Annotated in this window: 11 protein-coding genes and 2 pseudogenes; 6 read left to right on the forward strand and 7 right to left on the reverse strand. The window is 64.6% G+C overall.

What is annotated here, in order from left to right:
• On the forward strand, window positions 1-936 hold a 936-nt coding region (locus ACFE99_RS17750), incomplete at its 5' end, for an FAD-dependent oxidoreductase (protein WP_375487563.1).
• A 76-nt stretch (window positions 937-1,012) separates the two neighbouring features.
• Here the strand turns inward: ACFE99_RS17750 and ACFE99_RS17755 are convergent.
• The 3 genes from ACFE99_RS17755 to ACFE99_RS17765 form a co-directional block, all read right to left on the reverse strand.
• Complete coding sequence (locus ACFE99_RS17755) at window positions 1,013-1,306, reverse strand: hypothetical protein (RefSeq protein WP_375487565.1); 294 nt, start codon at window positions 1,304-1,306, stop codon at window positions 1,013-1,015.
• Between the two features lie 119 nt (window positions 1,307-1,425).
• Window positions 1,426-2,238: a class I SAM-dependent methyltransferase gene (locus ACFE99_RS17760; RefSeq protein ID WP_375487567.1), complete on the reverse strand. Its 813-nt coding sequence runs from the start codon at window positions 2,236-2,238 to the stop codon at window positions 1,426-1,428.
• A 283-nt stretch (window positions 2,239-2,521) separates the two neighbouring features.
• Complete coding sequence (locus ACFE99_RS17765; RefSeq protein ID WP_375487569.1) at window positions 2,522-2,758, reverse strand: hypothetical protein; 237 nt, start codon at window positions 2,756-2,758, stop codon at window positions 2,522-2,524.
• A gap of 372 nt (window positions 2,759-3,130) precedes the next feature.
• Between ACFE99_RS17765 and ACFE99_RS17770 the strand changes: the two genes are divergently transcribed.
• Window positions 3,131-3,808, forward strand: coding sequence for a winged helix-turn-helix transcriptional regulator (locus ACFE99_RS17770; RefSeq protein ID WP_375487571.1), 678 nt, complete (start codon window positions 3,131-3,133; stop codon window positions 3,806-3,808).
• An 82-nt stretch (window positions 3,809-3,890) separates the two neighbouring features.
• Here ACFE99_RS17770 and ACFE99_RS17775 read toward each other — a convergent pair.
• Together ACFE99_RS17775 and ACFE99_RS17780 are read right to left on the reverse strand one after the other, a co-directional pair.
• A pseudogene (locus ACFE99_RS17775) lies at window positions 3,891-4,220 on the reverse strand (PadR family transcriptional regulator); the annotation flags it as partial.
• A 73-nt stretch (window positions 4,221-4,293) separates the two neighbouring features.
• Window positions 4,294-5,568 carry an amidohydrolase family protein gene (locus tag ACFE99_RS17780; protein WP_375487573.1) on the reverse strand — a complete coding sequence of 425 codons (1,275 nt, stop codon included), beginning with the start codon at window positions 5,566-5,568 and terminating at the stop codon, window positions 4,294-4,296.
• Window positions 5,569-5,681: 113 nt separating this feature from the next.
• Here ACFE99_RS17780 and ACFE99_RS17785 point away from each other — a divergent pair, with 113 nt between their 5' ends.
• Entirely contained in the window at window positions 5,682-6,575 is an 894-nt protein-coding gene (locus ACFE99_RS17785; RefSeq protein ID WP_375487575.1) for an NAD(P)-dependent oxidoreductase, read from the forward strand.
• Here the strand turns inward: ACFE99_RS17785 and ACFE99_RS17790 are convergent.
• The gene (locus ACFE99_RS17790; protein ID WP_375487577.1) at window positions 6,558-7,385 is read right to left on the reverse strand and encodes an SDR family oxidoreductase; all 828 of its coding nucleotides are present in this window, start codon (window positions 7,383-7,385) and stop codon (window positions 6,558-6,560) included. The two genes, ACFE99_RS17785 and ACFE99_RS17790, sit on opposite strands and share 18 nt — an antisense overlap.
• A gap of 254 nt (window positions 7,386-7,639) precedes the next feature.
• On the opposite strand from ACFE99_RS17790, the pseudogene ACFE99_RS17795 reads away from it, so the two are divergent.
• Window positions 7,640-7,930, forward strand: a pseudogene (locus tag ACFE99_RS17795) (molybdopterin dinucleotide binding domain-containing protein); the annotation flags it as partial.
• Here the strand turns inward: ACFE99_RS17795 and ACFE99_RS17800 are convergent.
• Window positions 7,927-8,862 carry an enoyl-CoA hydratase gene (locus ACFE99_RS17800; protein ID WP_375487579.1) on the reverse strand — a complete coding sequence of 312 codons (936 nt, stop codon included), beginning with the start codon at window positions 8,860-8,862 and terminating at the stop codon, window positions 7,927-7,929. The pseudogene ACFE99_RS17795 and the gene ACFE99_RS17800 sit on opposite strands and share 4 nt — an antisense overlap.
• 118 nt (window positions 8,863-8,980) lie before the next feature.
• Between ACFE99_RS17800 and ACFE99_RS17805 the strand changes: the two genes are divergently transcribed.
• Together ACFE99_RS17805 and ACFE99_RS17810 are read left to right on the forward strand one after the other, a co-directional pair.
• Window positions 8,981-9,145 (forward strand): hypothetical protein, encoded by a 165-nt coding sequence (locus ACFE99_RS17805; protein WP_375487581.1) that lies wholly within the window; start codon window positions 8,981-8,983, stop codon window positions 9,143-9,145.
• The coding region (locus tag ACFE99_RS17810) for a trehalose-6-phosphate synthase (protein WP_375487583.1) at window positions 9,146-10,057 on the forward strand (912 nt) is incomplete at its 3' end. It abuts the gene before it with no gap.

Consider the following 10,057-nt stretch of genomic DNA (forward strand, 5'->3'; position numbering starts at 1 on the left):
TCTAGCGCTTGCTACATGTTGATGAAACCGCTGGTGGAAACCGCCACCGCAGCGGGCGCCCGCGCGGTCTACGACGTTGGTGCGCAGCGACTCGTCGTCGAATCCGGCGGGCGAGTGGTCGGAATGTGCGCCCGCCAATACGGCAACGACGTGACGATCCGTGCAAGCCGCGCGGTGGTGCTCGCGACAGGCAGCTTCGCCTACAACGACGCCATGGTTGCCCAATACGCCCCTCGGATCGCCGGTCGACCGGCAGCGTCGATCGAGCAGCACGACGGTCAGTCCATCCGGATGGCGCAGGCGCTGGGCGCCGACCTGGCGCATATGGATGCCACCGAAGTGGCGATCGTCATCGACCCGCAGCAATTGGTACGCGGCATTCTGGTCAACAGCCGCGGCCAACGGTACGTGGCCGAGGACACCTATCCGGGCCGCGTCGGCCAGCTCACGCTGTACCACCAGGAAAACAGCGCATTCCTCATCGTCGACGAGGCCGCACAGAAAGAGGCGATGGCGTCGCTCTCCCCGAAATTGATGCTGCGCCAGCCGGCCTGGGTGTGCGAAACCGTGGCCGAGCTCGAGCACGAGATGGGTCTTGCGCCCGGCTCGTTGCAGGCGACCGTGGCCGCGTACAACGACGGCGCGGTCCACGGCGAGGATCCGTTACTCCACAAGAAGTCCGAGTGGTTGCGCCCGATCGGGTCGCCGGTCGGCGCGATTGATCTGCGCGAAAGCACCGGCGGGTTCACGCTGGGCGGTTTGAAGACCACCCTGGATTCCGCGGTGCTGCACGTCAGCGGGGAGCCGATCCCCGGTTTGTATGCGGCGGGCCGCTGCACCGCGGGTCTGGCCGCCTGGGGTTATGCCAGCGGAATGTCGCTCGGCGACGGCAGCTTCTACGGCCGCCGCGCCGGCCAGGCCGCCGCCACGAGCTGAGCCGGTCCGCTTTTTATGGGGTCGGTTTCGTACGCAACGAATCTGGTTGTTTTCGTGATCGTCGTTTGGTCGCGGCTTACCGCGGCTTACGAGTGACCTTTGCGCCAGGGCGCATCGGGGTCGGCGAGGGTGTCGAGCATGAGCGAAAGCTGTGCTGCACGAGCCAGTTGGGCAGGTCGGATTTGTCGTCGAACGGCTGGCCGCGTTCGGTGGGAACGACCTTGGCGGTGCTTTCGATCAGTTCCTTGGCGCTGCCGACCGCGAGCGCGGGATCATCGCCGATCGCGCGCCTGATGCGCTCAAAGCCCTCGCGAATGGCCGACGGGTCCGCGAGCCTCGCGATGGACTCGATCGACAGCTGCGGCCCCACCGGCGTGATCGGCCGGCCTGCTCGTCGACGTGGTAGCCGTCGCGGCGTAGCGATTTGCGAAAGTGGCTCAGGGACTGCGACTCCCAGCCATTGAGCAACCGTTCGGCGACCGCGGTCTATTAATCGATTGCTTTTGCGACGCCTTGGATGGCTCGAAGTCGTCCATCGGCGAGGGCAAGAGCGAGGTTGTGGGCTTTCTGGTTGAAGTCTGGGACGAAGGCGTGCAGTCCGAGTGGATTGGCTTGCAGGGTCAGGAACATTTGCATCATCTGGGCCGCCTGTGCGGTGAGATCGTTCCAGACCTCGATCGCAAATCCCGACGACTCGACGACAGTCCGCAACTGGTCGGACGTGGTCAGGTGGCTGAGTTCCGGTTGGTCGGCCCATGGCAGCGGATAGCGGAGTTCGCCACGTTCGCCAGTGGTTATGTCCCACATCGCGATCCGGCCCCCGCTGGCTAAAACCCGCCGGGCTTCTTGGTAGAGGATGGTCTTGTCGGGCACGTTCATCTGAACATGTTGGCTGAACACGACCTGGAAGGTGTCGTCGGCGAAGGGCAGTTCGGTGACGTCTGCCTGATGAACGGAAATCTGATCGGCCAACCGGACGAGTCGATTGAGCCAACGGGCCGTTTCGCAGTATTCCTCGGTCACATCGACGGCGGCAACGCTGCAACCACACTGGTTGGCGACGAAGCGAGCGGTACCGCCGATCCCGCTGCCCGCGTCGAGCACCTCGTCCGCAGATGTGATTCCGATCAGGTCCACCAGTTGGCTGGTGGCTATGCGACCCATCGTGTGGAAGTCCTCGAGGAGCGCGAGGTCTGAGGGCTCAAGGTGGTCGAGATCCTTCCCGGCGGCAATGAGGGCTTGCTCGATATTGCGCCGGGACCTGCCAGTCGAGTACTGGGCAGGGATTTGGGTGGTGGTCATGTCCGCTCTTTCAGATCAGGTAGGTTCGCCGAGAACCACGCAGTTGACAAGGTGGGCGACAGCACAGCGGCTGTGTCGTGGATGTGGTCGTCTCTTATGCCCGCTCCTTCAGATCCGATCGGTGCGGATTTGCGGCCGAGTTGGCAGCCAAGACGGTGGGGTGTCGTGCAACTCGAACACAGCGCCGCCGCGTCGAGAGCGTAGATGTCGTGGTGATCAAGCATCGCGGTGGCCTAGGCGTTTTGCCGGGGCTTCCGGTACGCGAGAATCTGACGCGTCAGCGCTAGGCAAGTATTGGACGCGGACCAAGGAAACATCCACGGTGATGATCGCTAGGCGTTGGTCGCCGGTACCATGGTCGCCGCGCCCGGTAGATGCGGCGACGGGTTGGGAAGACGAACTTGCGCAGCGGGGCATAGAGCATGACCGCCGGATCGTGGCGGTACATCGTCTCCACCACCACGTTATTGCCCATCATGTAGGTCATCACTCGGGTCTTGTGCCCCAGTAGCCGCATCATCGGTGTCGGATCCAAGGACCAAAACCGGGCAAACGTGTGCGGTGTGTTCGGCGGTGTAGCGCACAACGGTCGTCCAGCTCGCCCATTTGCAGCAGGGCCCTCAGTTCATCTGACCCGATATCGGGGACAAGTGCCTCGTAGCGCCGGCACAGATCGTCGAAGCCGCTATCGGAGTCGATCACCAGGCGATTGACCTGGTGGGCGACGATGCGGGTGCCGGCGGGCCCGGCAACAGACGGCGTCACGGCTTCCCTCCCATATCTGGATTTCCTTTCGTCAACAAGATCGGTTGTTGACATGAATTTAAACTATATGGATTAGTTTTTCAAGTATGACGTTGAAAAAGGGTTTCGCGCTGGTAGAGTAGCTCTTGTGGCCGGCCGCAAGAGCTACAACCAGAACTGCCCGATCGCCAGGGGGCTCGACATCCTCGGTGAGCGGTGGACGTTGCTGATCCTGCGTGAGCTGCTCGCCGGACCGCGCCGCTACAGCGATCTGCGCGCCGAACTGCCGGGCATTGCGACCAACCTGCTGGCCGAGCGACTCAAGGAACTGGAAAAAGCGGGGCTGGTGGATCGCGCCGAGCTACCGCCGCCGATTGCTCGCACCGTCTACACGCTCAGCGACGCCGGCTGGCAGCGGGTGCTACCTATCCTGCAGAGCCTTGCCCGGTTCGGCCTAGATCGGCTTGACTCCATCGACGGTGGCCCCGTCTCGCCGCTGACTGGATTTCTCGCGTTAATCGTGGTCCCCTTCGACCCGATCAAGGCCGCTGGGATGAATGCGGCTTACCGTGTCGAGATCGACGGCCAGCGTTTCGAATTCGCGCTGGATCAGGGCCATCTAACGGCCGCTCGAGGCGAACCCGACGTGACGGTTAGCGCCAGCGCCGCGGATCTCGCCACCGCGCGCCTCGGCTCCACTGAAGCCAAACGCAGGGCCGCGCTGCGGCGAATCAAATTCCACGGTGAACCCGACGCCATCGAGGCACTGCGCACCGTCTTTTCGTTGTCGGCAAATCAAGCAACACCTGAGACGATCAGCAGATAGACGAGTCACCACGTCCCCCCGATGAACAGAACGGTCATGACCACGCCTTTTGACCGGCGCCAATGTCACCCGCAGCGGCCCATGCTTGTTTGAGGATCGGCGGGTCGACCGGTGCCTCGTTGGCCCAGCGGGTCACCGCGTCTAGCCCGGCTTTAGTGATCTTGTAGAGCCGACGATTACGGTGCCGCCCGTGTGCTCGACGCGCGAAGTCACCAGGCCCAGCTGCTCCAGTTTTTTGAGCTCAGAGTAGATGTGGCTGTAGGCAGGGCTGCCGTAGTAAAAGCGCATGCTCCAGTCGATCCACTTTCGGATGTCATAACCCGAAAGCTCGTGTTCGTAGGACCGTAATGCCGAGCAGCGCCCAGCTGGTCGGCGCAAGATTCGGACCGCCTGGCGGATCGCTGCCTGCCATTTGCCCAGGTTAACAACCGCGCCACTGAACGGTGGGCAGCTCACCGCTGACCGGGACACTGACCGGTGCGGCGCTAGCTGCGGGCCGGAGCCAGACGCTTCAGGGCCAGCCCACCTTCGAACGGCCGATAACCGAAGGCCGCCGGTGCGCGATAGCCGGTGTCTTCGAGCGGGGTGCGCACCTCGGCCACGGTGGGCCCGATCTTGGCGGCAACCGGCGCCAGCCCGTCAAGGTCAAATCTGTACAGCCGGCCGGCGTTGCCACCCAATATCTTCCGGCATTCGTCTTCCGACCTGTTGTGCAATGCCCAGCGGATGGCCAGTTTTGAGTGCGGGGTGAACCCCTCCTCGTGTGGATAGTCGCTGCCCCACATGATGTGGTCGGCTCCCATGAAATCGATCATCCCCGAGTCGAAGGGCGCCAGCTCACTGGCCAGATAGCAGTTGCGCCTTGCATATTCGCTCGGGCTCATGGTCAGGGCGTCGACCGACGACCCGCCGAACATCCCGTAGGTGCGGTTGTGGGCCTCGGATTTCATGGTGGGCACCATCGCGTCGAGCACCGCCAGTTGCTGTTGCACCCACAGCGTGCCCTGCTCGGTCGGCACGAACCGCAGCGTCGGGTAGCGCTCGAACATACCGGCCAGGATGAGGTGGCCGAGCGTGCGCTGGGCCCACAGCGCCATCTCGGTGATCAATACCGCGTTGGACGCCGGCTGGTCCATCGGCATTTCGGGGCTGCCGGCGCCAGCGTGCTGCACCACCGTCATGTCCAGCTCCGCGCACAGCGCCCAGAGCGGTTCGTAGCGGGTGTGAAACAGCGGCGCCACGTGCGGGTCGCCCGGCGACACCGGCGGAATCAGCACCCCGCCGAAGCACATGTGCTCGGCGCCCCACCGAATCTCTTCCAACGCCAGGTCGACGTCGTTGGGGAAGATCTCTATCAGGCCGCGGCGTCGGGTCGGGGCCAGCGAACAGAAGTCGACCTGCCAGCGGTTATGGGCCTGTACACCGGCCCAACGCTTTTCGAACTCGTCGCGGGTCCGGGGCAGGCTGATGGTGATGTTGGGGGTAGTCGGGAAGAACGGCGGAACAGTGTTGGGCAGCAATACCTCCCCAGCGACCCCGTCGGCGTCCATCTCGGAGATCCGAAGCTCGTGGTCCCAGTTCCGATTGGCCGTGGCGATGATCAGGTCGTCGAACGGACTGACGTAGGTCTTGGCCCAAGCATCGAACTCGTCGTGCAGACGCGCGGGCAAATACTGCTTGTACTCGTAGAGATCGGCCCCGGCGTGGGTGTCGGTCGAGATGACGACGTACCGATCGATTGTGTCCCAGGTTGCAGCCATCGGATCCTCCGGCGTTGTTGATATCAGGCTAGCCTCCCGCTTGGCCGGGCGATCGCAAGATCGTCATCTCATTGAGCGGAAGGTCAGCCGCAGTAGCGGGCATGGTGGAGGTCATGGAGATCGGATTCATCGGCCTGGGCAACATGGGCCGCGGCATGGCCGCCAACCTCGTCAACGCGGGCCACCAGGTCACCGTCTACAACCGCACCGCCGCCAAGACGGAAGCCGTCGCCCAGCTGGGCGCAACGCCGGCCCACACGGTCGCCGACGCCTGCCGCGGCGAGGTCGTGGTCACCATGCTGGCCGGCGACGAGGCGGTCCAGGAGGTCACCTACGGCCCGCAGGGCATCCTCGCGTCGCTGCAGCCGGGCGCCACCCACGTCTCGTCGAGCACCATCAGCATCGGCCTGTCGAAGCGCCTGGCCGCCGCACACACCGAGTCCGGTCAGAACTATGTCGCAGCTCCGGTATTCGGGCGACCCGAAGCAGCTTCTGCGGCAAAGCTTTTCGTCGTCGCCGCGGGCCTACCGGAAATCCTCGACCGGTTGACCCCGCTGTTCGACACGATCGGACAACGCACCTTCGTGGTCTCCGAGCAGCCGCACACCGCCAACCTCGTCAAGCTGTCCGGCAACTTTCTGATCGCCTCGGTCATCGAGTCACTAGGCGAGGCGATCGCACTTGTCGGCAAGGGCGGTGTGGACCCCCTGCAGTATGTCGACATCCTCACCTCGACATTGTTCAGCGCGCCGGCCTACCAGACCTACGGCGGGCTCATTGCACGGCACGAATTCCAACCGGCTGGGTTCGCCGCCAACCTCGGACTCAAAGACATCAAGCTGGCACTGGCAGCCGGTGACCAGCTTCGCGTCCCGCTGCCACTCGCCAGCCTGCTGCGCGACCGCTTCCTGAGCCTGGTGGCCAACGGCCAAGGAGACCTGGACTGGTCGGCGATCGCCACGCTCGCGGGCCGGGACGCCGGTTCTGCCTCAGACCACTCCGCGTAGTCCGTCGGCCCCGAACACCGGCTCCAGCATCGCGCTGAAGTCCGGGCCGCGCCGCAGCGCGTGCCCGCCGTCGACGTTGATGACCTGGCCGGTGATCCAGCTGGCGGCGTCGCTGAGCAGAAACATGGCCAGGTTCGCGACGTCGTCGACCTCACCCACCCGCGGCAGCGGGGTGCACACCCGGTAGTCCTCGCTCAATTCCGGCGAGTCGGTGATCGCCGAAACCAGATCGGTGCGGATCAGCCCGGGCCGGATGCCGTTGACGCGCACCCACGACGGGCCCAGCTCGTCGGCAGCCAACATCATCAGGTGGTCGACTGCCGATTTGGTCACTCCGTAGGCGCCGAACCAGCGGTGGGTATTGCTGGCCGCGATCGAGGAAATGCCAACGAACGATCCGCCGCCACCGCGAACCAACTCACGTGCGGCGTGTTTGAGGACGTACATGGTGCCGTTGACGTTCAGGTCGACGGTGCGTCGCCAGGCCTCCGAGTCGATCTGAGTGATAGGCCCGATGGTTTCCGACCCGCCCGCGCAATGCACCAAGCCGTGCAGCCGACCGCGCCACGCAGTCGCGGCGCCGACCGCCTGTGCGATCTCGTCCTCGTCGGTCACGTCGGCCGGTTCATACCGGATCGAGCCGCCGCCGGCCTTTTCGATTTCCTTGGCGGAAGACTGCAACTTGTACGCATCGCGGCCGATGATCATTACCGACGCTCCCGAGGCGACCAGCCCGGCCGCCACCGCCTTGCCGATCCCGCTGCCACCGCCAGTGACCAGATATGTCCGATCGTCGAAGGAAAGCCGCACGCTAGCTCCTCACTAGGACTGAAACCCGTTCTAAGCATCGAACCATGTACTTGCGCCACGGCAGGTGGACGGAGGTCAGCTGGGAAGCGGCGGTTCGCCGCTGCACCGAGCTGCTCGCACCGGTCATTGCCGAGTACGGCATCGGCGGCCGTCACCGCGTACACCGGCAACCCGCTCGCGCATTCATTCTCGCTGGCCCGCTATACCGGGGTGCTGCTCGGCACGTCCGGCATGCCGGTCACTTACTCGCCCGGTTGATGCATCCGGACGACGCGCGCCCACGCGGTGTGGCCCACGGCGACGTTGTCGTGGTCAGATCGGAGGCTGGCGAGATTGAGGTGCAGGTCGAAGTCACCGACGCAATCAAGCGCGGCGTGGTCTCGCTGCCGCACGGCTGGGGCCACGGCAAGCCGGGCACGCGGCTGTCGGTGGCCAACGGCAGCCCGGGCGTCAACACCAACGTGCTTCCTCCGCCGACCTTTCTCGACGAGCCGTCGGGCAACGGCGCCCTCAACGGCATACCGGTGACGGTCAGCGCCCTCTAGGGCTCGTCGCGGCGGGCGATCTTCGACGGCTTTGCGTTGCGCCAGTCCTCCACATCGGGCGGCAGCCCAACTGGGTACCGGTTCTCGTTGCGCGCCGCCCAGTGTGCGTGTCCGAGCTCGTGCACGTGGAAGGCGTGCCGTAGCGCCTCGGTGAATCCCATCGCATCAGACGCGGCGTTCACCGAGTCTTTGATCAGCAGCGCCGCCATCGTGGGCCGCTCGGCAATACGCCGCGCGAATTCCAACGTCTTCTCCTCGAGCTGGTCGAGCGGAAAGACCTTGGACACCATGCCGAGCCGGTACGCCTCGTCGGCGTCCAATGAATCACCGGTCAACAGCAGTTCTTTCGCTTTCCGCGGGCCGAATTCCCAAGGGTGAGCGTAATATTCGACACCCGGCATACCCATGCGCACTCCGACCACGTCGCTGAACTTCGCATTGTCGGCGGCAACAATGAGATCGCATGCCCAGATCAGCATCAAGCCTGCGGAGATTGCATTGCCCTGAACCTGGGCGATGGTGATCTTGCGCAGATCACGCCAGCGGCAGGTGTTCTGGAAATAAAAGTGCCATTCCTGCAAAAACGTTTTCTCGGCGATCGGATCGCGGGTGGCGCCATATCCACGAAACGTCGGATGCTGCGCCGGACCGGGCTTGCGTTCAGCCAGCGCCGCCTCAGAGCCGAGGTCATGGCCGGCAGAAAAGTTCCGGCCCCGCGCCGCCAGGATCACCACCCGGACCTCGTCGTCGGCCTCTGCGCGCAAGAACGCCTCGTCGAGCTGGACCAGCAGGGTTCGGTTCTGCGCGTTGTGCGCCTCAGGCCGGTTGAGCCAGACCCGGGCGATGCGGCCCTCGTCGAGCGTCTCGTAGGTCACCAGCTCAGCCGAGTCACCATTGACTGCGCCGGTGCCCACATCGTCGTGGACTGCCATTCGCCACCTCACCTGATTAGTCAGATGCTTACAGATTACGGCTACCACGTAACGCGCTCGTTGGCGGGTTGCGGCGGCATGCCTGCGGCCTGAAGCGCACTTCACCTACAGTGAAGTCATGCCTTCCAAGTCTGACCCCGCCGAAATCGGCGACGTGGAACCATTGACGGACAGCACCGCCAGCCAGGCCAGACGCGTCGTTGCCGCATACGCGAACGACGCTGACGAGTGCCGGATGTTCTTGTCCATGCTCGGCATTGGACCGACGAAAAACGAGACGTAAGTGACACCCGGGGAACGCGAGGGCCACAAAAGTTCGGGCCCCGGGGACTCCGACTTCGTGGTGGTCGCCAACCGCCTACCGATCGACATGGAACGGCTCGCCGACGGGACCACCACCTGGAAGCGCAGCCCGGGCGGGCTGGTCACGGCGTTAGAACCGCTGCTGCGCCGTCGCCGCGGAGCCTGGATCGGTTGGCCGGGCATCGTCGATGCTGACGAAGACCCCATTGTGGCGGAGGATCTACGGCTGCATCCCGTCCGGCTCAGCGCCGACGACGTCGCCCAGTACTACGAAGGGTTCTCCAACGCGACGCTGTGGCCGCTGTACCACGACGTCATCGTCAAGCCGATCTACCACCGCGAATGGTGGGATCGCTATGCCGAGGTCAACTACCGCTTCGCCGATGCGACCTCACGCGCCGCGGCTCGCGGTGCCACCGTGTGGGTGCAGGACTACCAGCTGCAACTGGTGCCGAAGATGCTGCGCGAGCTTCGTCCGGATCTAACCATCGGTTTCTTCCTGCACATTCCGTTTCCGCCGGTCGAGCTGTTCATGCAACTGCCGTGGCGCACCGAAATCATCGAAGGACTGCTCGGCGCCGACCTGGTGGGATTCCATTTGCCCGGCGGCGCTCAGAACTTCGTGTTCTTGTCGCGGCGCCTCGTCGGGGCCAATACCTCCCGCGGCGCGGTGGGTGTCCGCTCGCGGTTCGGTGAAGTCGACCTGGGGTCACGCACCGTCCGGGTGGGCGCCTTCCCCATCTCCATCGACTCCGCTGAGCTAGACCAGAAGGCCCGCGACCGCAGCGTCCGGCGGCGAGCCCGCGAGATCCGGGCGGAACTCGGCCACCCCCGCAAGGTCCTGCTCGGCGTCGACCGGCTCGACTACCCCAAGGGCATCGACGTGCGGCTG

Source organism: uncultured Mycobacterium sp. (genome assembly GCF_964249325.1).
Lineage (GTDB): Bacteria > Actinomycetota > Actinomycetes > Mycobacteriales > Mycobacteriaceae > Mycobacterium.

Excerpts from the sequence above, each read along its gene's own strand:
- ACFE99_RS17800 (WP_375487579.1), bottom strand. The coding sequence starts at position 8,862 with ATGGCAGTCCACGACGATGTGGGCACCGGCGCAGTCAATGGTGACTCG.
- ACFE99_RS17780 (WP_375487573.1), bottom strand. The coding sequence starts at position 5,568 with ATGGCTGCAACCTGGGACACAATCGATCGGTACGTCGTCATCTCGACC.
- ACFE99_RS17805 (WP_375487581.1), top strand. The coding sequence starts at position 8,981 with ATGCCTTCCAAGTCTGACCCCGCCGAAATCGGCGACGTGGAACCATTG.
- ACFE99_RS17785 (WP_375487575.1), top strand. The coding sequence starts at position 5,682 with ATGGAGATCGGATTCATCGGCCTGGGCAACATGGGCCGCGGCATGGCC.
- ACFE99_RS17760 (WP_375487567.1), bottom strand. The coding sequence starts at position 2,238 with ATGACCACCACCCAAATCCCTGCCCAGTACTCGACTGGCAGGTCCCGG.
- ACFE99_RS17765 (WP_375487569.1), bottom strand. The coding sequence starts at position 2,758 with ATGATGCGGCTACTGGGGCACAAGACCCGAGTGATGACCTACATGATG.